The 24,231-nt window shown below is 58.3% G+C and carries 21 protein-coding genes; 7 read left to right on the forward strand and 14 right to left on the reverse strand.

What is annotated here, in order from left to right; all coding sequences use genetic code 11:
* The first annotated feature begins 233 nt into the window (after positions 1–233).
* Complete coding sequence (locus tag ACR0K5_RS09045) at positions 234–449, forward strand: DUF1127 domain-containing protein (RefSeq protein ID WP_480629379.1); 216 nt, start codon at positions 234–236, stop codon at positions 447–449.
* Positions 450–552: 103 nt separating this feature from the next.
* Here the strand turns inward: ACR0K5_RS09045 and ACR0K5_RS09050 are convergent, their stop codons facing one another.
* The 4 genes from ACR0K5_RS09050 to ACR0K5_RS09065 form a co-directional block, all read right to left on the reverse strand.
* Complete coding sequence (locus tag ACR0K5_RS09050; protein ID WP_480629380.1) at positions 553–897, reverse strand: hypothetical protein; 345 nt, start codon at positions 895–897, stop codon at positions 553–555.
* Positions 898–998: 101 nt separating this feature from the next.
* Positions 999–1,877 carry a 50S ribosomal protein L11 methyltransferase gene (locus tag ACR0K5_RS09055; RefSeq protein WP_480629381.1) on the reverse strand — a complete coding sequence of 293 codons (879 nt, stop codon included), beginning with the start codon at positions 1,875–1,877 and terminating at the stop codon, positions 999–1,001.
* Positions 1,878–1,943: 66 nt separating this feature from the next.
* Positions 1,944–3,176 (reverse strand): MFS transporter, encoded by a 1,233-nt coding sequence (locus ACR0K5_RS09060; RefSeq protein ID WP_480629382.1) that lies wholly within the window; start codon positions 3,174–3,176, stop codon positions 1,944–1,946.
* A gap of 79 nt (positions 3,177–3,255) precedes the next feature.
* Positions 3,256–5,451, reverse strand: coding sequence for a primosomal protein N' (locus ACR0K5_RS09065; RefSeq protein ID WP_480629383.1), 2,196 nt, complete (start codon positions 5,449–5,451; stop codon positions 3,256–3,258).
* An 88-nt stretch (positions 5,452–5,539) separates the two neighbouring features.
* Between ACR0K5_RS09065 and fsa the strand changes: the two genes are divergently transcribed.
* From fsa to ACR0K5_RS09085, 4 genes are all read left to right on the forward strand, one after another.
* Positions 5,540–6,193, forward strand: coding sequence for a fructose-6-phosphate aldolase (fsa, locus tag ACR0K5_RS09070; RefSeq protein WP_480629384.1), 654 nt, complete (start codon positions 5,540–5,542; stop codon positions 6,191–6,193).
* A 198-nt stretch (positions 6,194–6,391) separates the two neighbouring features.
* Positions 6,392–7,099, forward strand: a complete 708-nt coding sequence (locus tag ACR0K5_RS09075; protein ID WP_480629385.1) for a DUF484 family protein — start codon at positions 6,392–6,394, stop codon at positions 7,097–7,099.
* Positions 7,096–8,016, forward strand: a complete 921-nt coding sequence (locus ACR0K5_RS09080) for a tyrosine recombinase XerC (RefSeq protein ID WP_480629386.1) — start codon at positions 7,096–7,098, stop codon at positions 8,014–8,016. Before ACR0K5_RS09075 ends, ACR0K5_RS09080 begins: the two co-directional genes overlap by 4 nt.
* A gap of 69 nt (positions 8,017–8,085) precedes the next feature.
* A complete protein-coding gene (locus ACR0K5_RS09085) occupies positions 8,086–8,781 on the forward strand; it encodes a CDP-alcohol phosphatidyltransferase family protein (RefSeq protein WP_480629387.1) in 696 nt (231 codons plus the stop codon).
* Between the two features lie 17 nt (positions 8,782–8,798).
* Here the strand turns inward: ACR0K5_RS09085 and ACR0K5_RS09090 are convergent, their stop codons facing one another.
* Positions 8,799–9,266, reverse strand: coding sequence for a hypothetical protein (locus ACR0K5_RS09090; protein ID WP_298849851.1), 468 nt, complete (start codon positions 9,264–9,266; stop codon positions 8,799–8,801).
* A gap of 76 nt (positions 9,267–9,342) precedes the next feature.
* The gene (locus ACR0K5_RS09095; RefSeq protein WP_480629388.1) at positions 9,343–9,798 is read right to left on the reverse strand and encodes a methylated-DNA--[protein]-cysteine S-methyltransferase; all 456 of its coding nucleotides are present in this window, start codon (positions 9,796–9,798) and stop codon (positions 9,343–9,345) included.
* A gap of 134 nt (positions 9,799–9,932) precedes the next feature.
* Between ACR0K5_RS09095 and ACR0K5_RS09100 the strand changes: the two genes are divergently transcribed.
* Positions 9,933–11,891: a hypothetical protein gene (locus tag ACR0K5_RS09100; RefSeq protein WP_480629389.1), complete on the forward strand. Its 1,959-nt coding sequence runs from the start codon at positions 9,933–9,935 to the stop codon at positions 11,889–11,891.
* Positions 11,892–11,933: 42 nt separating this feature from the next.
* On the opposite strand, the gene ileS is transcribed toward ACR0K5_RS09100, so the two are convergent.
* The 8 genes from ileS to ACR0K5_RS09140 all read right to left on the reverse strand — a co-directional run bounded on the left by ileS (position 11,934) and on the right by ACR0K5_RS09140 (position 23,356).
* Positions 11,934–14,915, reverse strand: a complete 2,982-nt coding sequence (ileS, locus tag ACR0K5_RS09105; RefSeq protein WP_480629390.1) for an isoleucine--tRNA ligase — start codon at positions 14,913–14,915, stop codon at positions 11,934–11,936.
* 163 nt (positions 14,916–15,078) lie between these two features.
* The gene (locus ACR0K5_RS09110; RefSeq protein ID WP_480629391.1) at positions 15,079–17,787 is read right to left on the reverse strand and encodes a DUF2339 domain-containing protein; all 2,709 of its coding nucleotides are present in this window, start codon (positions 17,785–17,787) and stop codon (positions 15,079–15,081) included.
* Between the two features lie 76 nt (positions 17,788–17,863).
* Entirely contained in the window at positions 17,864–18,346 is a 483-nt protein-coding gene (locus tag ACR0K5_RS09115; protein ID WP_480629392.1) for a DUF2269 family protein, read from the reverse strand.
* A complete protein-coding gene (locus ACR0K5_RS09120) occupies positions 18,343–19,659 on the reverse strand; it encodes an SDR family oxidoreductase (RefSeq protein ID WP_480629393.1) in 1,317 nt (438 codons plus the stop codon). The genes ACR0K5_RS09115 and ACR0K5_RS09120 overlap by 4 nt, the downstream gene beginning before the upstream one ends.
* A gap of 76 nt (positions 19,660–19,735) precedes the next feature.
* Positions 19,736–20,446: a VIT1/CCC1 transporter family protein gene (locus tag ACR0K5_RS09125; protein WP_480629394.1), complete on the reverse strand. Its 711-nt coding sequence runs from the start codon at positions 20,444–20,446 to the stop codon at positions 19,736–19,738.
* Between the two features lie 60 nt (positions 20,447–20,506).
* Positions 20,507–21,496: a YcjF family protein gene (locus ACR0K5_RS09130; RefSeq protein ID WP_480629395.1), complete on the reverse strand. Its 990-nt coding sequence runs from the start codon at positions 21,494–21,496 to the stop codon at positions 20,507–20,509.
* Positions 21,489–21,944, reverse strand: a complete 456-nt coding sequence (locus ACR0K5_RS09135) for an N-acetyltransferase family protein (RefSeq protein WP_480629396.1) — start codon at positions 21,942–21,944, stop codon at positions 21,489–21,491. Before ACR0K5_RS09135 ends, ACR0K5_RS09130 begins: the two co-directional genes overlap by 8 nt.
* Positions 21,941–23,356, reverse strand: coding sequence for a YcjX family GTP-binding protein (locus tag ACR0K5_RS09140; RefSeq protein WP_480629397.1), 1,416 nt, complete (start codon positions 23,354–23,356; stop codon positions 21,941–21,943). Before ACR0K5_RS09140 ends, ACR0K5_RS09135 begins: the two co-directional genes overlap by 4 nt.
* A 107-nt stretch (positions 23,357–23,463) precedes the next feature.
* Here ACR0K5_RS09140 and truA point away from each other — a divergent pair, with 107 nt between their 5' ends.
* A complete protein-coding gene (gene truA / locus ACR0K5_RS09145) occupies positions 23,464–24,231 on the forward strand; it encodes a tRNA pseudouridine(38-40) synthase TruA (protein ID WP_480629398.1) in 768 nt (255 codons plus the stop codon).

Genomic DNA, 24,231 nt, shown 5'->3' on the forward strand with positions numbered 1-24,231 from the left:
GGCAACTCGCTATGACCGATGTCCTCAGGTCTTCCTCTCAGCCATAGCTCTTGCGGCAACTGTCATCTACTGGTTATGAATCCTGACCCTAAGGGGATTACAGCTTCGTGAAGCATTGCAAGAAATGCATAGGACACATGCAAAAACGGAACTTGTGCAGGCGATATGGCAGCACTAGATGCCGATCAGATCGCAAGATTGCAAAGTGAACACTAACCAGAAGGAAACAGGATATGGCTGCACTGGACACTACCCGCTTCGCCACCACTGGCTCGTTCGGCCTCGTTGGCCGTATCGGTGCATATTTCGTATCGGCCGTGAATGCCGCTGTCGAATGGAATGACGCCCGCGTTACCCGCAACGCGCTGACCGGTCTGACCGACCGTGAACTGGAAGATATCGGCCTGTGCCGTGGCGACATCGACGCCATCGCAGAAGGTCGCCGGTAATACCGACCACCACTCTCATTCGCCCCTTCCTCCTCCCTTTAGGGGCAAACAAAAACACCGCGCGCCCCAGGCACGCGGTGTTTTTTGTGTCCGAAGACTAAAATCAGTAGAAAATCTTGTTGAGCTGTACGGCCAACGCTTGCGACACCGGGTCGATCTGCATCACCCAGGCACCGGCTTTCTCAACCGATGTACCTTCGTTCAAGCTGTCGATCCGATGTTGGTAACCTGTCGGACCAAGGTGGGACAAAAGAAACGCTTTAAACGCCAGAACGCCCAGAAGCGTAAGTAACAGCACCTTAGTCGGCACTGCCGAGCTTACCCGCTGCGGCTTCATTACGACCAGACCATCCCTGCGCATCGTCGCACGATAGCCTCGGCTCATCTTTTGATGTTTCTTGTTCAGGCGATTAACGCGCTGAGTGAACTCCAGTTGTTTACCCGTCATGGCAGCCTCCAAAAACCGCCCCCCTCGACTTCAGTCAGAAAACGGTAAAAAGAGATTACGACAAAATCGTGGCAAAACTCCACAAAACTCCTGCGAATGGCCTAGTTTGCGCCCTGTTTCATTAAGATTAGGGTCGTCCATTCACCAATCTCACCCCTGTGAGTAAGATTGAATTCGTTTTGAGAATAAACGGACACTACATCATCGGCCTGTTCGTTAAGGATTCCCGACAGAATCGCATACCCTCCCGCGCGAAGATTCACCGCGATGTCGGGCGACAACGCCACCAGAGGACCTTTGAGAATATTGGCAAAGATCAGATCATACGGCGCATGTGCTTTGAGATCGGGATGATCGAAGCCTGCGGCTTCCACGCATTGTACTGCACCGGACATTCCGTTTGCCTTCAGATTGGCTTCGGCCACGTCCACGGCCACTTCATCGATGTCGCTGGCAATTATGTCGCCGTCCCACACCCGGGCTGCTGCCATGGCCAAAACAGCGGTACCGCAACCGATATCCGCCACTTTCGTCGCGGTGAACCCGTCGTCCAGCAACCTGTCAAAGGCTTTTAAGCAACCCAGTGTCGTACCATGGTGACCTGTACCAAAGGCCATTGCAGCCTCGATCAGCAGCGGAATACGGCCCTCGGGCAGCTTGTCAGCATCGTGACTGCCGTAGACAAAGAACCGGCCCGCCTCGACCGGGGCAAGCTCGCGTCGCACATGCGCGACCCAGTCAGTTTCCGGCAGCTCTGAAACAACAAACGGTTTAGCGTCGAACGCGGCGGCCAGAACTGCCAATGCGGTTTCGTCCGGGGCCTCGGTGAAGTATCCGCCGACTTCCCACAGGCCCGAGCCGTCTTCGACCTCGAACACACCAACACCAGTTGGTTCCGGCTCCAGACGCTCCATCGCTTCGCCCAAGCCTTCGGCGGCTTTCTTACCTGTCAGCGTCGTTAAGGCGGTGAATGTGGGCATTGGGGCCTCCTGTCTCAGTTGGCATTGCGCCTAGGACGCCATGTCGTCAAGGTCAAGCGTTGAGGCCTACTCAGCAGGGGCGGGTGCGTATTTGGTCAGGATGGTCTCGTTGCCCGGTTCAGGATGACGCGGGATCAACAGGGACAGCAGCAGGGACACGATGGCCATCGCTGCGGCCAGACCAAACACCGCACCCGGTGATATGACCCAAAGAAGCCCCAGCAAAGCGGGCAAAAACACCGCCGCAATATGATTGATCGTGAAGGCCACTGCAGCGGTCGGCGCAATGTCCGCTGGATCGGCGATTTTTTGGAAATAGGTCTTCAATGCAAGCGCCAGAGCAAACAATACATGATCAATCACATAGAGTATCGCAGCCAGCAGCACGCCCCAGCCAAACCAGTAGATGCCACCATAGGCTGCGAACACGATAGCCAGACCGGTATATTCAAAGATCAGCGTGCGCCGCTCACCAAATTTTGCCACAGCTTTGCCCAGCAAAGGGGCAGCCATCATGTTGATCATCAGGTTGATCAGATAAAGACTTGTCAGTTCATGAACTTCAAAGCCGAATTTCTCGACCATCATGAAGCCTGCAAAGACAACAAAAATCTGCCGCCGTGCACCCGCCATGAATTGCAGCGCGTAATACAGCCAATACCGACGACGAAGGATCAGCTTCTTGGTCTGCGGCGTGGGCGCATCAAACTGCGGATAGGCAAACAGGCAAAACAGCGCCAACAAAGCTGTCACTCCGCCCGCGGCCATGAAAACAAAATTGTAGGACAGATCGAGCCGGTCCCAAGTCAGCACAATCAACCCGTAAACCACCATCGTCGCCGCCGATCCCATGGCAACCAGCCAACCCAATAACTGCGGCGCGCGGTCCTTGGGCAGCCATTGCAACTGCAATGATTGGTTTACGGTCTCATAATAGTGAAACCCGATCGAGCTGAATAACGTCACGAACAATAGCCCGCCAAGGCTGGGGAACCATGCGGTCATAGCGGTGGCGACGCCAAGCATCATCAGCGAGATCATCGCCAACACCTGCTCGCGAATGAAAATGATGACAGCAATCACGCCGACCGCCAGGAAACCCGGAATCTCGCGCACTGTATGCAGAAGGCCGATATCGGCCCCATCGAAGTTTGCGGCCTCAATGACGAAGTTATTCAGCAGCGCGCTCCATGCGTTAAACGCGATGGGCATGGTCAGCGCCATCATGAACAAGAGCGTGATGGGGCGGCGCCAGAACGGAAGGCTCTGCGCCTCTGCAAGGGGCATGGGTTTCAGCATGAGAGTCCTCTACGCCCATTTCACCGCTTTGGCGAGGGGGAAGCCACCTGCGCACAATCACCCTGCACAGATGCAGAGGTCAGTAAAAACTCTGCGGGTCGATATCAACGGTCAGGCGGATATCACCCTTCAGGCGCAGCGGGGCGATCCAGCGGGCGATGGCATCTTGAATCGGTGCACCCTTGGGCGCCTTTACCAACAAGCGCACTCTGTGGCGCCCACGAATGCGCGCAATGGGTGCCGGTGCAGGGCCAAAAACCTGCCCGCCGATCTGTGTTACAGGCGCATCGTTACGCGCCATAGCATTACCGATATCGAAGACCGGCCCAACCTCAGGCCCCGACAGCACGATCCCCGCCATGCGACCATAAGGGGGGACACCGGCCGCCTGCCGACCGGCGGCTTCGGCTTTCCAGAACCCTTCTTCATCACCTGAGAGAATGGCGCGGATAACCGGGTGTTCCGGTTGAAACGTCTGTAGCAGCGCCTGTCCCGGCTTGTCCGCCCGCCCCGCTCGCCCAGCCACTTGCCGCATCAATTGAAACGTTCGCTCAGCCGCGCGCAGGTCCGCCCCGTGCAGTGACAGGTCAGCGTCGATAACGCCGACCAATGTGAGTTTGGGGAAATTATGCCCTTTGGCCACCAACTGAGTACCGATGATAATATCAGCATCTCCTGCAGCGATTTCTTCAATCTTGGCTTTCAAAGCCCGGGCCGATCCGAAAAGATCAGAGCTCAGCATTGCGATGTTGGCGTCTGGGAAAGTCGCCTCGGCCTCTTCAGCCAGTCGCTCGATTCCCGGCCCCACCGGAGCCAGCTTGCCCTCAACTCCGCAGGACGGGCAAGCTTCGGGCATCGGTTTGGTTTCACCGCATTGGTGGCACATCAGCCGCTTGAGAAACCGGTGTTCCACCATGCGCGCATCGCAATGATCACAAGCGATCTGTTCTCCACAGGCCCGGCAAAGTGTTACCGGCGCATAGCCACGCCGATTGATGAACAGCAGCGATTGTTCACGGTTCTCGATCCTCTGCTGCACCGCCTGTCGCAGGGACGGAGAAATCCAAGTTCCCGACTGCATCTGCTCGGCCCGCATGTCGATAGGCTTCATCTCGGGCAACACCGCCTCTCCAAAGCGCGAGGTCAGATCGAGCCGCTCATACTTGCCCGCCTCGGCATTGGCCCAGCTTTCCAGCGAGGGCGTGGCACTGGCCAGAATCACCCGCGCGCCGCAGATCGCCGATCGCAGAACCGCCATGTCGCGCGCGCTGTAATGCACGCCATCTTCCTGCTTGTAGGAGGTGTCGTGTTCTTCATCGACCACTACCAACCCAAGATTGCGAAACGGCAGGAACAGCGCCGACCGCGCACCCACAACCAGTTGCGCATCGCCTTGCCCTACCATACGCCAAACCCGGCGACGTTCGGTCATGGTGGCGCCCGAATGCCACTCCGCTGGTCGCGCGCCGAACCGCGCCTCAACCCGGGTCAGAAATTCTGCAGTCAGAGCAATCTCGGGCAGCAGAACCAATGCCTGCCGCCCCATGCGTAGTGCCTCGGCCACGGCCTCCAAATAGACTTCGGTTTTGCCCGAACCGGTAACGCCTTTTAGTAGCGTGGTGCCATAGTCACCCGTCCGCTGCCCGGACTGAAGTCGCTCGACAGCCGCCGCCTGATCTTCGGTCAAATCTTTCCCCGGCAGGTTCGGATCAAGATGCGGATAAGGCAGATCACGCGGGCTATCCTCTTCCCGCACTGCGCCTTGTTTGACCAACCCTTTGACAACAGATGACGTTACACCTGCCTGTTCGGCGAGCTCTTTCAAGGTAAAGGCCAGCCCGCCGTAGTCGCGCAACACTTCCAGAACACGGATCCTCGCGTCCGTCATCCGATCCGGTTCCAGGTCGCCCAATCGGTAAATCTTGCGCATCGACGGCGGATCACCCAGCCCCGGCGCGCGCGTCGCCAAACGCAGCATCGCAGGCATCGGCGTCAGCGTGTAATCGGCGACCTTACCAAGAAACACCCGCATCTCTTCGCGCATCGGTGCAACCTCGAGCACCCGGATCACGGAACGCGCCTTACTCAGATCAAAACCGCCCTGCCCCGGCCCCCAGACCACCCCCAGCACCTTACGCGGACCCAACGGAACCTCTACAAACGCCCCAAGAAAGCACCCACCCTCGGGCGCTTTGTAATCCAACGTCCGGTCCAGCGGCTGCGTTGTCAGCACCGCAATCAGCTCTCCTTGGTCGAAAAATCCGTTAGCGCTCACAGCATATCCTTTGCTGGGGGTTTCAGCATGGCTCACTTTGAGGTAAAGCCATCCGCGACCAAGGCCAACCCATCAAAGGACTGCCCTCATGAAATTCTTCGTAGACACCGCCGAGATCGACGCCATCGCCGAACTGAACGATTTGGGCATGGTGGACGGCGTAACCACCAACCCTTCGCTGATCCTGAAGTCGGGTCGTGACATTCTGGAAGTGACCAAGGAAATCTGTGAACTGGTCGACGGCCCGGTATCGGCAGAAGTTGTCGCTACCGAAGCTGACGACATGATCGCCGAAGGCCGTAAGCTTGCCAAGATCGCGCCGAATATCGCCGTAAAAGTTCCGCTGACATGGGCTGGTCTGAAAACCTGCAAAACGCTCAGCGATGAAGGTCAGATGGTCAACGTGACACTGTGCTTCTCTACCAATCAGGCTATTTTGGCTGCCAAAGCGGGCGCGACATTCATTTCACCCTTCATCGGCCGTTTGGACGACATCAATCTTGACGGCATGGATCTGATCGCGGACATCCGTCAGGTCTATGACAATTACGGGTTCGAAACCGAGATCCTGGCCGCGTCGATCCGCACGGTGAACCACGTGACCGACAGCGCCCGCATCGGCGCCGACGTGATCACCGCGCCGCCTGCTGTGATCAAGAAGCTGGCCGATCACCCGCTGACAGACAAAGGCCTGGAAACCTTTTTGTCTGACTGGGCCAAAACCGGTCAGAAGATCCTCTGATCATTTGCACAATCGCGCGGTGCCATCTGGCGCCGCGCCCGGCCCAAGGGCCTAATGCCTGATCTGTGATCGGGCATGGCGGGCGGGAGCGTCTCCGCCACAGCACGCAAGGAATTCCACGCTTTCGTGCATTTTTTCCAAGGCAAATCCGGTCTGGCGTGTTATAAGCCGCCACAACAAAAAAAGACCGGACGGGACATGAGCAGCAACCCCAAACTCGAGGATAACCTCCGCGCGGCGATTCTGGCCGAACCGGACGTCGTACTGGACGACAAGGACCTGATGCAGGCGCTTGTTGCTGCTAACGAACAGGCACGCGGCGACAATGTAATCGATCTGCGCGGTATCGCCATGCAACGGCTTGAGGCCCGGCTGGATCGGCTGGAAGACACCCACCGTTCCGTCATCGCAGCGGCCTATGAAAACCTGGCGGGCACCAATCAGGTACACCGCGCTATTTTACGCCTGCTGGAACCGGTCGAGTTCGAAGACTTCCTTCGTGCGCTAGGTACTGACGTTGCAGACATCCTTCGCGTTGATAGCGTAACTCTGGTTCTGGAAACTACCGTAGTTCAGAACGATCCCGCGATTGACACGCTGGGCGGTGTCCTGACGATCGCAGAACCCGGTTTCATCGACCGGTATCTGACCATTGATCGCGGTGGCCCTGCAAGGGACGTCATCTTGCGGGAAATCCATCAACCCAGCCGTCGTATTTTCGGATCACAGGCCGATCAGTTGCGCTCTGAAGCGTGCCTGAAACTCGACCTCGGCCCAGGTCGCCTTCCGGGAATGATCGTTATGGCAGCCCGCGACCCGCGACACTTCACGCCGCAGTTGGGCACCGATCTTCTGACCTTTTTTGCTGGCGTGTTCGAGCGCTCGATGCGCCACTGGTTGTCGTGAGCCTGATCTCACCCGCCTGCCGTGACGCGCTGCAGCACTGGCTGGACAGTCTGGGCGCGCTGGCCGGGCGGTCCGAGAACACGCAAAACGCCTATCGCGGCGACGTCACCGAATTCCTGTCGTTCATGACACTGCACCATGCCGAGCGGCAGGGGCTGAAAGCACTTGAACGGATCGCGGTGTCAGATATGCGCGCCTGGATGGCGGATCAACGCGGCACAGACGTGAGCGCACGGTCGCTGGCGCGCAAACTGTCGGCGGTCAAGAGCTTCTACCGCTGGCTGGCCGAACGTGAAGGTTTCGAACCCACAGCCGTTCTGTCCACCCGCGCACCGAAGTTCACCAAGAAATTGCCGCGCCCGCTGGCTGAAGACGCCGCACGTGCCATGATCGACACTGTTGAGCTGCAATCCACGTCCGACTGGGTCGCGGCCCGCGATGTCGCTGTTGTTACGCTGCTGTATGGCTGCGGCCTGCGTATTTCCGAGGCGCTATCGCTGACCGGGGCGGACGCACCTTTGCCTGCCACGCTGCGCATAGTCGGCAAAGGCGACAAAGAGCGGATCGTACCGGTTCTTCCCGCCGCCCGCGAGGCGGTCGGCCGGTACTTGCAGCTATGTCCCCACCCGCAAGCACAGGACACAGCATTGTTCCGGGGCGTCCGCGGTGGGTCACTGAACCCCCGTGCGATCCAAGGTGTCATGGCCAAAGCCCGCATGCAGTTGGGGCTGCCATCTACCGCGACACCCCACGCCATGCGGCACAGCTTTGCGACTCACCTGCTTTCTGCCGGAGGAGACCTGCGCGCCATTCAGGAGCTGCTGGGTCACGCCTCTTTATCGACGACGCAGACCTATACTGCTGTGGACACCGCGCGGTTGATGGAGGTCTATAACCGCGCGCATCCCAAAGCGTGACACACACATAGATCATGATCTCCGGGCTTTTGGTTTGCATCTCTTACGCGCATCAGTCATGACGCTTGCATGACACTCAGATTCAAAGCTCTTTCTGTTCATCTCTTTACCGCAACAGGCGCTGTTTTTGCCATGCTGGCCATGCTGGCCGCCGTCGAAGAGAAATGGAGCCTTATGTATCTTTGGCTGGTAGTTTCATTCATTGTAGACGGCATCGATGGCCCGTTAGCACGACACTATCACGTCAAGCACAACGCGCCCGAGTTCGATGGCGTTTTGCTGGATCTGATCATCGACTACCTGACCTATGTATTCATCCCGGCCTTTGCGCTGTTCAAATCGGGGCTGATGGATGGCTGGACCGGATGGTTCGCGATCATCGTCATAACCTTTGCCAGTGCGATGTATTTCGCGGATACACGCATGAAGACCAAGGACAATTCGTTTTCCGGCTTTCCCGGGTGCTGGAATATGTTCGTCATTGTGATCTTTGCGCTAGAGCCGAATTTCTGGATTATCCTGCTGCTGGTCACGCTGCTGTCGCTGGCCATGTTCCTGCCGCTGAAATTCGTCCATCCCGTGCGCACCGAGCGCTGGCGCGGCCTGACCCTGCCGATGGCATTGGCATGGACGTTCTTTGCGGGTTGGGCCGCATGGGTCGATTTTCACCCTGAAAGCTGGGCGCATTGGGGGTTGGTGATCACCAGCCTGTACCTGACCTTTGCGGGCATCGCACAACAAGTTATACCGCAGCGCAGCGCCTGACCGCTGCCTGCCCCGTTTTACAGAACTTCCTGCACCTCGAATTCGGTGCCGTTATGGGTAAAGACGTCACCCTCTTGCAGGCCAGCCATAGCCAGATAAATCGGGCTTTGGGTTGAAATGCCCATATAGGTTTTACCGTCCACTTCGAACCGCGTTGTCGAGACACATACAACAAATCTTCGATTGTTGAACTTGATCACGGATCCCGGCTTGACCGTGTCGGCAAGGCTGAAATCGGTATTTTCGATCACATCGATCTTGGCATGGTGCGCGTGGACAGGCGCGTCAAAGGCAGCCGCCAGGTCGGCATTCTCACGCGATGCGGCGATGTCGTCCTTGTCGTGACCTTCCCGGTCGTCCAGTTGGGCATCTTTCAAAAACGCATCATAATGCGCTTGCGCTGTTGCAAGCTCTTGCGCTTCAAGCGACATTAACCGGTCGATAATGGCCTTCTTGCGGGCTGCACGGTCTTGTTCAGTGGTCATGCAATGCGGTCCTTCAAATTCAGCAACTTTTATAAGTTGTGCCCGCAGAATGAGGATTGCAACCGAATTTCGACGCTTAGATCAAAAGGCCAGCCGCTCGCTCATGTCGCAAGAGGGCAACTTTTGTCTCGACGCCACCGTCGCCCGAAAACCCGCCCAGGCCATTGGCGGCCAGAACCCGGTGACAAGGAATAATCACAGGGATCGGATTTGCGCCGCAGGCCTGGCCAACCGGCTGCGCGGGTTGCCCCAACTCTTTGGCGATATCGCCATAGGTGCGCGTTTCCCCAAGCGGAATGGCATACATGAGGTCACAGACCTGCTTCTGAAACTCTGATCCGTCAATGCGGTACGGCAGATCAAAGCGGTCAAGCCGTCCTTCATCATAGGCCCGCAACTGGGCGGCGGCTTCGCGCAGCAGCGCGGTCGGCTCGCCTTTGTCCCTGCCGTTCCAGAAAAGCCGTGTCAGGACGCCGTCTAATTCTTCAACGCCAAGTCGTCCGAACTGAGTTTCAACGGAAATCATCGCCATGGTTCGACGGTTTCAGATCAAACCGTCAAGCACAAGCGCAGAAGCATTCAAAAATGCGCGACACTCCTTTTTTGGGCTTTGGTGCCATTCATGGTACGCTTCCGTCATTGCTTAAAGAAATTTTGGAGAATGCAATGGGTCGCCATTTGATCCTTACGGTACATGGAATCGGTGAACAAAAACCCGGTGAAACTGTCGATCAGGTGGTTGGTGCTGCAACAACCTGGATGGATGGAAACCACAAACCTCCGATCGAAGTCGAACGCGGCATGATTGAGCTGGCCGAGTCCACCTTTGACGGGACGCCAAGAAACGCAGAGTTGTTCGAAGTCAATCTGCGCACAGTGACCAACCCGGCTGTCCCACAGGATAAGGCCATGTTTGCCGAAGTTTTCTGGGCTGATCGCTCTCCGGCCCCGAAAGGAGCCATCAAAACTGTACTGGACCTGATTTGGGTTGTTCTTGCGCTGGGTTACCTGGCGATGGACAATGCCGAACAAACCCATAGGCGCAAAGGAGTCGCCCCAGACCAGCCCAATGGCAGGAATACGCGAGCCGCGCAGTTGGTTCACCTTTTCACATGGATCTTCTTCGGCGCAGTCGCAACCCTAAACGCCTATTTGTTGATCGGCGCCGCAGCGGTGATGACCGACAGGATACCTGCCTCGGTCTTCCAGAACCCTGCCCTGCTATTCTGGCTGCTGTTCGGCCTTTATGTTGGCGGGGCAGTAGTTGGCCTGAGGCAAAACCAGTCTGCGCCAACCTATCTCAGACGGGTCTTCTGGCGCGGAATGTTCGGAATGGGAACGGTACTGACCCTCTTCCTTGTCATAGGCCCGCTTGGCCTGGAACTGCGGCCCTGCATCCCTTCAGATACGGAATCCTGCCCACCGGCACTGGAGCAGTTTGTGGCTTTTCAGGTTTTTCTGCTGTCCGTCTTCTGGGCTGCGCTGATTTTCCTGACAATCATCCTTTATGCTTTGTCTGCAGCGGAACTGCAGATCAATGACGCACTGACAGATCACAGGCGGCTGTACCCCAGCATATGTGCAGGCATGCTTGTCTTCTGGATGTTTTTCATGTCCGGCCTGTGGCTGACGATTGAAAAATTGCTGGCGACCGTTTCGGGCTTGGACGGCGGTCAGCTGCAACGTCTTTTTGAGAACAATTTGAACGAGTCAATTGAAACACTCAGCGTGGCCTTTGTGGCCATCGTCCTGCTGGGGTTTGTTGGGGTTGGGCTTTTTGTCGGCCGCAAGACGTACAAATCTAACCTTCATGCCCGCAACGGTCTGATCAGCCGGGCGATTGTAAACCGGCTGGCACAGTGGGTCTTTCTGTTTGGCACAATCGTACTGGTTCTGGTCACGTTCCGTGAGATCGCAGCCAACCAGAGAGTTGAGGCCGCATGTAACGTCGGAATAGGCGATACCAACCTGATCACCCGGGCCCTGGACAAGTTGGCTTGTTCGCAAGGAGAGATCGGCCTGATTGTACTTGGCGCAACGGCGTTAATGTATCGCTTCTCGGACTTTGTTGCCGCGGGATTGGGCGTGGCGCGGGACATCGTTACATATGCCATTCGTGACAAGTGTTTTCTAGGAAAAGACTTGGAAACGAGGCGACGCAACTATCCGGATCGCAAAGCAATAGACGAGCGCTTCTATCGCACATTGTATTATGCTCTGGATATTTTCCCTGCGGATCATATCACGGTGATCTCGCATTCGCAGGGCACCGTGATTGCCACGCAGATGCTTGCCGACCCACGTGTCCAAAAGCGCATCAAGGGCTGCCCGCTGACACTCATCACGATGGGTTGCCCGGTCACGCATATATACCAGCGCTATTTCCCCGAGATGTTTACCGTTGTCGCCAGAAAGCTGAACGCCGCATGGTTCAACATTTTCAGACAGGATGACTTTGTCGGCACAGAAATCGAGGGCGGGCTGATTTTTGCGAACCGAAACATCCCTGTCGATCCCGGAGGGCACACCGGTTATTTTACGGACTATCAGGTTTGGAAAAAGCTGACAGACCCTGCCATTGGCTTCGACCTGTTCAATCCAACGCCGCAGGCTGTGCAGACCTAGCCAGAAATGCCCCCCTCGAAGTGCTCGAGGGGGTAGATTGGTTTATCCTAGTGCCTCATTGCAGCGCCCGCACACACCCACGTGGGAGTGACGGCCCACATCAGGCAGGATTTTCCAGCAGCGCTGGCATTTCTCACCCTCGGCCTTTTCGAATACGACTGCCACGCCTTCGATCTCTGGCACACGGAACGCCTCCGCCGGGGCTGGATCGCCGGTCACGGTCAGGCCCGAGGTGATGCACATGTCGTCCACGTCAAACGTGGCCAGCAGATCACGGGTTTCACCATCCTCAACATGCACAATCGGTGCAGCTTCGAGGCTGGAACCGATAACCTTATCCTGACGCTGGATTTCAAGCGCGGCGGTGACCGCGCGGCGCACCCGGCGAACCTTGGCCATGTTGGTTTCCAGTTCAGCGTCGCGCCAGTCAGCAGGAGTATCGGGGAAATCCACCAGATGGACCGAGCTATCATCGCCAGGGAAACGTTCCAACCAGACCTCTTCCATAGTGAAAACCAGAACCGGGGCCAGCCATGTGGTCAGGCGATGGAACAGGATGTCCAGTACGGTGCGTGCAGCCCGACGCCGTAGGTTATCGCCATCGCAATACAGCGCGTCTTTGCGGACATCGAAATAGAACGATGACAGGTCAACGGTCGCAAAAGTAAACACAGCACTGAACACGCCCTGAAAGTCGAAGGATGCATAGCCCTTGCGCACCTGTTCATCCAAATCTGCCAGACGGCTGAGCACCCAACGTTCCAGGCGCGGCATGTCTGCAGGATCAACCCGGTCAGCCTCGGAGAAATCCGCGAGCGAGCCCAGCATGAACCGCATGGTGTTGCGCAAGCGGCGATAGCTGTCGGCGGTGCCTTTCAGGATTTCCGGCCCGATCCGCTGGTCGGCGGTGTAGTCGGTCTGAGCCACCCACAGGCGCAGGATATCGGCGCCGTATTGCTTGATGACTTCTTCCGGCACGATTGTATTGCCCAGCGATTTGGACATCTTGTTGCCCTTGGCGTCCAGCGTGAAGCCGTGGGTCACCACATTGCGATACGGCGCGCGACCTTTGGTTCCACAAGCCTGCAACATCGAGGAATGGAACCACCCGCGGTGCTGGTCGGTGCCTTCCATGTAAACGTCGGCGATGCCATCCTTGGTACCATCCTCACGGTCGCGCAGAACGAAGGCATGGGTCGATCCGGAGTCGAACCACACGTCCAGCACGTCGAACACCTGATCGTAATCCTCGGGGTTGGCGATGCCGTCGAGGATCTTTTCTTTGAAGCCGTCGGTGTACCAGATGTCTGCGCCGTCTTTCTCGAACGCCGCCTTGATGCGGGCGTTGAGCTCTGCATTGCGCAGCAGGTAATCCGCGTCGGTGGGCAATGCCCCCTTCTTGGTGAAGCAGGTCAGCGGCACGCCCCAGGCACGCTGGCGCGACAGCACCCAGTCCGGGCGGGCTTCGATCATCGAATACAGGCGGTTACGGCCGGTTTGCGGCGTCCACTTCACCAGTTCATCGATGGACCTCAGAGCGCGCTCACGGATGGTATCCCCCATCTCACCCATGCCGTCATCCAGCTTGCGGTCGACCGAGGCAAACCACTGCGGCGTGTTGCGGTAGATGATTGGCGCTTTCGATCGCCAGGAATGCGGATAGCTGTGCTTGATCTTGCCACGCGCCAGCAGCCCGCCGACCTCGGCCAGCTTGTCAATTACCGCTTTGTTCGCATCACCCTCGCCGCCCTTGCGGGACAGGATGTACTTGCCGCCAAAGAACGGAAGATCGGCGCGGAAGCTGCCATCGTCCATCACGTTATAGGTAATGACTTGTTCGAGCATACCCAGATCGCGGTAGAGTTCGAATTCCTCCATCCCGTGCGACGGCGCGCAGTGGACGAAACCGGTGCCTTCGGTGTCAGTCACGAAGTCAGCGGCGCGGAAGTCGCGGATGTCGTCCCATTCGCCATTGCCGCCCTCGGCCCCGGCCAGCGGGTGAGTCAACTGCAAACCAGACAACTCGTGCGGGGTCACACCACGAACACGCGTCCACTGATCGTCATTCAGGCGCGCACGGCCCAGAACATTAGCGGCTAGATTATCTGCCAACAAAAATTTGTCACCGACTGAAGCCCAGCATTCCTCCGGTGTCCCGGTGACTTCATACAGGCCGTAGGAAATATCTTCTCCAAAAACGACCGCCTTATTTGAGGGCATCGTCCAAGGTGTTGTTGTCCAAATTACAACGTACGCACCCAGCAACTCTTCATAAGGGCCTTTGTCAGGCAGAGGCACAGGCTCATCGCCAACCGCTGGACCTCCGGGGTCCATTGCCATGTAGCTATCGACCTTGAACTTTACCCAGATGGTGAAGCTTTCCTTGTCGTGATACTCGACCTCAGCTTCGGCCAGAGCGGTCTTCTCGATTGGCGACCACATGACAGGTTTTGAGCCCTGATAGAGCGTGCCGTTCATCAGGAACTTCATGAACTCGTCGGCGATCACAGCCTCGGCGTGATAGTCCATGGTGATATAAGGATCGGGCCAGTTGCCGGTGATGCCCAGACGCTTGAACTCATCGCGCTGGATGTCGATCCATCCCTCGGCGAACTTGCGGCATTCCTGCCGGAAGTCGACGATGTTCACTTCGTCCTTGTTCTTGCCCTTCTTGCGGTACTGCTCCTCGATCTTCCACTCGATCGGCAGGCCGTGGCAATCCCAGCCGGGCACATAGCGTGCGTCAAAGCCCATCATCTGATGGGACCGCACGATCATGTCCTTGATGGTCTTGTTCAGCGCGTGGCCGATATGCAGGTGACCGTTCGCATAAGGAGGGCCATCGTGCAGGGTGAAGGGCGTTCGGCCCTGTTTCTCACGCAGGCGGTCATAGACACCGATGGTCTCCCAACGCTCCAGCCATGCGGGTTCGCGCTTGGGCAGTCCGGCGCGCATGGGGAACTCGGTTTTGGGCAGGTTCAGTGTGTCTTTGTAGTCAGGTGTTTGGGTCGTGTCGGCGCACATTTGGGGCGTCCTCAGGATGATCTTGTCGTGTATGGATCGAAGCGGTCAGTGCGAATTCTCAAGCACCTTTGCCCGGCGTCTCGCGATATCAGAGCGCCGGGGATATAATTCGAATAATGATGGCCAGACGGTCATGCATGCGGGGCTTATAAGATGCCCGTGCCTAATGGTCCAGAGGTTCCGCCTGCTGCGGCGAATGGCGCAGTTTCGCCCATCGATTCAGCCATGCAAGGCCAGCCAGCGCAAGTCCCAGCGCCAACAGCGAGAACACCCGGATCAGCCCGCCCAGCCCGGCGATGTCGATAAGGAAGACCTTTGCCACGGCTAGCCCGATCACAGCCAACCCCGCTTTGCGCATAACGTCGGACCGCCGGGCCAGAGATTGGTAGAACAGAACGGCTCCGATCAGCAGAAGAACGAGGGTATAGGTGTAAAGTTCGGGCTGTGCGACTCCATTGCCTTCGTACAAACCCGCTGCACCCTGCCACACGTGACGGATCGCCAACCCCAGCCAAACTGCGGCCAGCGCCCCTGCAATAGCATAGCTTCCTTGCATGATCTGTTTGGGCATTTCCCTGATCCGCCAAGCCGATCCCCCGATCGCCAAGGCTGGCAACAAATAGGCGATGGCGAGCGTATTCAGAACCGGCGGCCCAAGCACCGGATCTGCATTCGGGTTCAACAACGGGTTTTGGTCTGCCAATGCCAACAACAGATAGAATAGACCATGAGCCGCAAAGAACAGAGCCAGCAGGTATCGCAGGTAATTCAACTTACCGCCCAGCCCGAACCTTTGCACCTGTGCAAACGCTAGCAGCAACCAGATGACGGCCAGAAGACCCAGACCCCAATGGCTGTTGTCAGCGCCGCCCTCACCGAAGCCCTCAAGCCAACGCAGCAACAGCAAGGACAACAAAATGCCTGCCGTCGCCCATGCTGCGCTTTCCAACAACAGCGCCGCCAAGGGGCGCTTTAGGGGACGCAACAGCCACCAGCCCACGACAAACCCCAATGTTGCCGAGCCGTAGACCATCGCCATTTCAAGCACCGGAGCGGAATTGGCCCAGTCCAGCCCCGGATCTAGCACCAAACGCACGGTAACGGTAAAGACGCCGGCCCAGATAAACCAACTCATCGGCGGCAAGATGAACCTGCGGTCCAACGAAGCCGCAACCACAACACTGGCCACCAGAGCAACCGTCAGCGCCGCGGAGCTGAGCACGATGACGCAGGCAAACACCAGACAAGACAGCGTGGACAGGGTGGCCAGTGCTGTTCGCATTCGGTCGTCGCCGTCAGCGCGGGCAAAGCGTTCTGCCAAAACCACCATCAGCACAGCAAGTGCAATTGCGTGCAGTGCCCAAGGGTAGGCTCCGATCACCGAAGCAGGGTGCCAGCCTATTTCCAGCGCTATGGCCAGCACGGGTGCGAAAAGCGCGGCTCCTCCGGCCCAGACGGCGCGATACTGGCTTGCCGTGAACGACCGCCATGCCATCAGGGCTGACATCAAACCTCCCAAAGCGACCAGAACGGTCACCACCATCGGATAATCGGCTTCGGGTGTTTCTGCGTATGTGGCGCCAAAAATGCGCAGTGCCGTGCCATTTCCGAGCCCGTGGGAGGTTATAAAGAATACCAGACCAGTTGCCGGCAGAACGGTCAGGTCCTGAAGGGCTGGCGCATCTTTCGCCCACAGAACCACAGCCAGAACGAGGACGGTCAGCAGGCTGACACCCAACCAGAATTCAGCCTCTGTGTCCGCCCAATGCCAGGACAGGATCACCGCGCTTGCCGCTATCGCTCCGGCGGCCAGTCGGGTTGGGAAATCGGGCCATTGGCGGGCCTTCGGATGACGGATCATCTGAGACAGCATTGGGCCCGCATGATCGGGCCAAATGCGCCGTACCGGGATGGCGGTTGCCAAAAGCGCCAGCACCGTTGCGGCGATCAGGTAACCAGATTCCGTATTCGGGGTCCCGGTCACCAAGAGCAGGTTCGCCGAAAAAGCCCCGAACAATGTCAGGACCGAGATCCATGCCCAGCGCCGCACCGTGTCAATGCCCAGTCCCAATATGGCAACCAGCAGGAAATACGCGTAAAGCCAAGAAGGATCATCGGATGCCCCCCCAACCATGAAGGGTGCAGCAAAGGCACCGATCAGGCCAACCGCAGCAAGCAGCGGGCCGTGGAACCACCCCAGAATGAGACCCACCAGCGCAACGACGACCATCCCCGTCAGCGCCACCTCCGCACCGATCAGGTTGTATAATTGACGGGCAGACAGGATGGCTCCAAAAAGCGTGACTATACCCGCCCCGGAAAAGACCGAGGGTAAATAGGCAGTGGTCGCGGATTCGTCATCCCCGAATTTCCGACGGAGAAACTCTCCTCCGATGATCAAAACAGAGCCAAAACCCAATGCCGCAGCAACCCGGGCCGCCGGAGGCAGCAATCCGTTTTCGACGCCGTATTGCACGAGGAAAATACCGGCCAGTGCCAGCGACAGGGCTGAAACCACATAAAACCAGTTCTCACGCATCCACGCGCCCAGCGCTGCGAACTTGTCATGGCGGAACACGACAGCCGGTGTAGATACGTCTGTATCCTCAACATCTGCCCTCTTGTCTTCCTGCCGTTTTGCCGCCGCCCAAGGCGCCGATCTGCGAGGCGTCTCTTCAGCGGCAAGCTGAGGAGAAAGCGCATCCTGTTCAGGTTGCGGCGCGACTGACGCGTCACCTGAGACCAATGCGCCGATCTGCGTTTCCAGTTGCTCCACCCGGCGGCGCAATCGGGAATGCCCGACCAGAAGCGCAATCAATGTCACGGGGATGGCCAATACAATCAGGCCAACAAGAACTAGCAGCGATTCCAACTGAGTCTCCGATCTTTTTGCGGTCAGGCTATCTTGAGCGGTCGGCAAGTGACAGTCAGGAAAGCCGTGACCCGATCTAAAACACAGAAATCGCCGGGCGCGCGATCATCAGCCACAGTATAGTGAGGACCGCCAGAAACGCTGGTACTCCGCAGGCAAACCAGAACCGGAACAAACGGTAATAGTCCTGCGGCAGTTGCGTTCCCATCTCTGCCGCCGTTCGCGCGAAATCCCGCAACCGGATTTGCACCCAGACCACCGGCAGCCAGAACAAGCCGGTCAAAACATAAAGTACCAGAGACAGCACTATCCACCCTTCACCCAAAGACCACCCGATGCGCAACGCAAGCAACACCCCGGTTATGGGCTGCAAGATCACAGCGGTCGTGGTGAACAAAAGATCGGCCAGAGCAACGATACCCGCCGTGTGCGCAATGATGCGCGGGTCGTCGCTGCGATGTGCCATCAGCATAAAAAAGGCGATCCCTGCCCCTGTGCCCAAAAGAACGCAAGCACCAATGACGTGCAACCAACGCAGGATAAGGTCCGGGTCGATCATCGGCGGTCCAACATTGGCAGTGCGACAAGCGACAGGATCACAGCAGGCAAGATTTTCACCAAGGGCCCCAACGGGTCAAACCACATGTCCGGTGCCGTGATCGAGGCCGCTATCAGATAGAAAATGGCCACCGCAATCTGAGCCAGACAGGCCCATGCAGCCCACGGACGCCAAAGGATGGCCAGACCCAGAGCAACGTCAACCAGAGACCAGAACACAACACTGATCAAAGCCATGGGAGCTGACCACCCTGCTCTGGTCAGAACCTCTGAAGCAGTGGACAATCCAGCCAAACCAAATAGCCCCGACAGCAGCCAGAACAAGCTGAGCGTTGTCACAACCAGCGGCATCAACAACGTCATTCGCGCGGTCAGCCGGTGTTCCCGAGCGCAGGGAAGCGCGGCGTAAATGTCCGGCAGCGATGCAACCTCGTGCCCGGTTACGGCCCTGTAAGGCCCGGGGTCTCCGGTCACGCCATCTGCCATGACTGCCATCGCCGTGCTGCGCAGCGGGGATTTCCAGCCAAGCCAGGCCAACCCATCCGCCAGTGCCGCTGCGGCTTTTGTCAGGAAAGGTGGCAGGGCCACAGTGCAGTGCGCGGCAGGAAACCCCAGCCAACACCGGGTGCTGCGCACCACCTCGGACAGGCTGTGCGGGGTATCCTCGACAAGGTCGTAAGTACCCTGCGGCAGATGATCTGCGACGGCGTCGAGCACTGCCGCGCATAAATCCGGCATCCCAACGCATTGAACGGGCGTATTGGGATAAGCCAGAGGCTGAACCCAAGGCACTGCTGCCAACATGCGCAGCAACGCTGTGCCGCCGTAATCCGTTTGCCCGATCACCAGCCCGGGCTTCAGCACCCAGAGTGGAACGCCTGATGCGCGCAAGGCCTCATCTCCGGCCGCCTTGCTGCGCAAGAAATGCGTACTCGCCGCAGCGTTCGCACCGATGGCGGAAATCTGGACGACGCTTATTCCATGATCCACGCAGGCCTCAGCCAAGGCTGCCATCGCAGTGTGATGCACAGCTTCGAGGTCGTCGTTTGCATTGTCCTGCAACGCACCTGCGCAATTAATCACAACGTCCACACCGGCCAACAGGTCCCGCCAATCCTGCGGGACAAGCAGCCCGCGCAGATCGCCCCGCTTCAGCGAAATACCCGGCAGGGTCTTTGCCCCTTGCCCAAGATCCCGCACCAAGCCCTGAACTCTTGCGCCTTCTGCCTGCAAAGCTCGTACAACTGCAGCGCCAATGAACCCATAAGCGCCCAGAACCAATACATGTTTTCCAGAAATATCGTGTCGTGACATTGGCCCATTCGCCCGTTTTGGATCACTCTACCCAACCGGGTGCAATTGACCAGTTGCGACAGCCGGGCTGCGACAATTACGGATGGAACAGAGACCCGACAAGATACGCGATCAGCGCGGCCAGCCCACCGATCAACAGTGTCTCGATCCCAGACCGCCACCAAGGGGACAACGACCACCGGCTTTTGAACGCACCGATTGCAAAGAAAACCGCCATGGTCATCCAGGCTGATATCGCGAACGCGTTCGGCATCGACGCCAGAAACGGCAACAGCGGGATCATCCCCGCCACCAGAAACGCAAAGAACGTGGCCAGTGCGGCCTTCATCGGATGCGGATCAACACTGCCCAGACCGTATTCGCCTTCGATCATCAGGTTGATCCAGTTTTCATGGCTCGAGGTGATCTCGGCAGTGGCCTCGTTCAAAACGTCGCCCGAAAGGCCCTTTTGTGCGAGGATCTCACGCACTTCTTCGCGCTCACCATCCGGGTACAGCGCAATGTGGCGTTCCTCGACCGCTCGGATTCGGCGAATGTTGTCCAGTTCGGCCTTGGTGCCTGAATAATTACCGGCAGCCATGGAGAATCCGTCGGCCAAAACATTCGCCAGGCCCAGTGCCACGATGACAAACGGGGAAAGCCCTGCCCCTGCGACGCCCGCAACGATGGCAAACGTGGTGACAGACCCGTCGATGCCGCCATAAACAACATCACGCAACACACCTCGGCCGGGTGGTGCATTGATCCGTTCGGCAATCTCCTGCGGGCTGTGACCGTGATCCGTCATGGCTGGCTCCTCCGACACATTCAGTGTGCCGAAAGGAGTGCTTTGATGCCTTGCTTTGGATCAACCTTTGGAGAACAGACCCTGCAGGGCACGTTTGATGATGCCCCGCGTTGACGGTTTGTGCCGGTCCGAGAAGGGCAGCGGGCGGCAAACCTCCATCGCGGCCACGCCCACGCGGGCGCTGAGGGCACCGTTAACCAGACCCTCTCCGAACCGGCGTGACAATTTGCTGAGGACGGAACCGCCCAGAACCGGTTCCAACAAATCGTCGCCAACGGCCACAGCGCCTGTGGCGACCAGATGTACAAAGACTGCCCGTGTCAGGCGCCAACTGCCCAGGGTTCCAGCCCGCCCGCCATAGATTTCCGCAACGCGGCGGATCATGCGCAGCGACGCGGCCAGAGCTGTCACCACGTCCGCCAGTGCCAGAGGCACCAGAGCGGTTACGGTTGCGACCTGCCGTGCTGCGGCCTCGACTTCTCTGCTGGCGGCTTCATCAAGCGGTGCCAGCAGTTCATCTTCGGCGAGGTTCAACAGCGCTGAGGCATCGAACTGATCGCCCATGCGCTCGGCCAGTCGTTCGCGACCCCAGCGGGTGTCTTCGCGTCCAGTGTAGAAGGTGATCAGACGGGAGGTTACAGCACGCGCCTGAGCCAGATCTTCATCAGCCAATGCAGCATCCGCTGCGCGGCGCATTCCGTCAACGCGCGACAAACGTCCCAAGGCCGCCAATTCGCGCAAGGCTATAACAAGTACGACCAGAACAAGCGCCGCCATTAGGCCAGCTACGATCCAACCCAGAACAGGTGTCCGCGCTACCAGCGAAGTTGCGAAATCCCATGCCGCCACGGAAACGGCGGCCCCGACAACGGCCAGTGCCAACCCCCAGAACCAGCGAGCAAGGACGGACGGTTTGCGGGCTGCAAGCCGGGCCGCGCTTTGCATCGCCTGTCCTTGCGGCGGCGCGATGTCCGGTACCGGCGGAGCCTTCGCTACATCAGCAGCGGGCTCGTCCGTTTCAAGATCAATCAGAACCGGACCTTTAGCCATGGGTCACACCTTTGCTGTGCCAGACAAATCTAATGTCTGGCAGGTTTTCGTCATTATCCGCACCATCGCTGCGCCCAACTTCGGCGAAACCATTGCGTTCATAGAACTTGCAAGCGGGTATATTGGCCTGAAACGCATTCAAACTGAGTTGCGTTTGGCCAGATTTCGCATGATTTAGCAGCTGCCGACCCAACCCTTGCCCCCGGGCTTTCGCCTCCAGATAGAGCGAGTGGATTTCCGTACCGTTGAGCGCCAGAAATCCTACCACGCCCCCATCGCCTTCGGCCACTGTGACCCAATCCTGGTCAATCATCCAGCCGCAGAAAGCGATGGTTTCAGCACAGCTGTGCAGCTTGGGCATCCAGTCGTTTTCCAAGGTGAAGCTGTGCAAGATTGTCCCGATTGTACCGGCATCTGTGGTGCGTGCGGGTCGCAGTGTCACGGTCACAATCTGTCTCCGATCAAAAACTGAGTGGCGCGATCGAGACGGATATGCGGAGGGCCATCGCCAGGCTTCAGGGTCAAATGAGCCGGGGCAAAAGCCATGAACCCATAATCCTCATCCAACCAACTGTCCGCCCCGTTTCGCGCCGGGCCCAAAAGATGCGCTGGATCCTCGGGCAACTCGCCCGGATAGAAAGCGGCTTGCTTCCCGCTGTCCAGAAGAGTGCCCCTCACGCACGGCAGTTCCACCCCATTGTGACTGCGTAGCTCTTCTGTCGTGGCACGCAGTGAGGCCAAAGACAGGGCTGCAGTCTGAGCCCCGGCGAAATTCGCCCGGTCGCGGGCCTCACGTGTCAACGCTTCGATGATCGCGGTCAGGCGAGGATGTTGAGTGTGGTGCAGATGGTCGGCTTTTGTCGCGGCAAACAGGATACGTTCGACCCGTTTGCCCAACAGCAACTGACTGAGCCACGCGTTCCGACCCGGACGAAAAGCCAACAAGATATCGGCCATCGCGCGGCGCATGTCTTCGACTGCCTGCGGTCCTTTGTGGATTGCGCCCAGCGCATCCACCAGAACAACCTGCCGGTCAATCCGTGAAAAGTGATCGCGAAAAAAGGGTTTCACGACTTGAGATTTATAGGCTTCAAACCGCCGTTCCATTTCTCGCTGAAGGGTTCGGCGCCGCGACGGGCCAGAGACGACCAACGGCGCAAATGTCAGGACCGGAGAGCCCGCCAGATCGCCCGGCAACAGGAAGCGTCCCGGGGTGCAGTCGTAAAACCCGGCTTCGCGCGCTGCGTTGAGATAGGCGGTAAAAGATGCGGCCAAGGCTTGCGCCACAGGCTCGTCATGACCGGCGCATGGGTCTGTGGCTTGGACCAGCGCTATATAGGCGGCAGCTTCTCCGCGGGTCTCGATGCGAGTCAGTGTTTCCTGTGACCACTCTTCGAAGGATTTGTCCAGCAAAGCCAGATCCAACAACCACTCGCCGGGATAATCTACGATATCCAGATGCACGGTGCGCAGTCCCTGCAAGCCTGCAAGTAACCCGGCAGGGCGGGCTTTGAAGGACAGGCGCAATTCCGACACGGCGCGGGTGCTGTCTGGCCAATGCGGTGCGGGCCCTGTCAGGGCGGACAGGTGTGTTTCATAGTCGAAACGCGGCACAGTATCGTCCGGCTGTGGCTGCAGATAGGCTGCATTGATCCGCCCTTCCTGCTGCGCAACCAACCCGGTCATGCGCCCCCGATCCAGCAGATTTGCCACCAGCGAAGTGATGAAAACCGTCTTGCCCGACCGCGCCAGCCCGGTGACACCCAGACGGATGACTGGCTCAAAAAACGTCTCGGACACGCTGTCGCCGATGGTTTCGACGCCGCGAACAAGATTGTCTGCCAGTGATGAGATGACCAAGCTGCCGCCCCGCAATTATCGTTTCACCCAAGATAGGTAGAGGGTGCAGTACATACCAGCGCTTTCGCCCTCTTGCCCGTTCCCCCGTCGCCCTGTACCAGCGGCATATGCCCAGATATGCGTTGAAAGTCGAATACCAAGGGGAACCGTTTGCTGGATGGCAACGGCAAAAGGATCAGCCGTCCGTGCAAGGTGCCATCGAACAGGCCCTGTCCCGCATCCAACCGGGTGCGCATACGATTGCTGCCGCGGGTCGCACCGACGCAGGGGTTCACGCTTTGGGGCAGGTTGCGCATTGCGACATGGCCAAGGACTGGGACCCGTTTCGCCTGTCTGAGGCGCTGAATTATCACCTCAAGCCGCAGCCGGTGGCGATTGTGAAAGCGACGCGTGTCGCCGAGGATTGGCACGCCCGGTTTTCAGCGATCGAACGGCAATATCTCTTCCGCATCCTGATGCGCCGTGCCCCGGCCACACATGACCAGGGGCAGGTCTGGCAGATCAATCATCAGCTGGACGTTGATGCCATGCAAAACGGCGCAGACATGCTGTTGGGGCGGCATGATTTCACCACGTTCCGGTCCTCAATCTGTCAGGCAGCCAGTCCGGTTAAAACTCTGGATGAATTACGGGTCGAGCAGGTTCAGGGCTTTTCCGGTCCCGAGGTACATTTCCACGTACGCGCCCGGTCCTTCCTGCACAATCAGGTGCGCAGTTTCGTGGGCACTTTGGAACGTGTCGGTGCCGGAGCGTGGACCCCCGAAGACGTGCGCGATGCGTTGGAATCTGCCGACCGTGCGGCCTGCGGGCCAGTGTGCCCGCCGCAGGGGCTGTATTTGGCGCGGGTCGGATACCAGAAACCAGTGTTTGACTGA

This window comes from Ruegeria sp. AB9 (genome assembly GCF_056542585.1).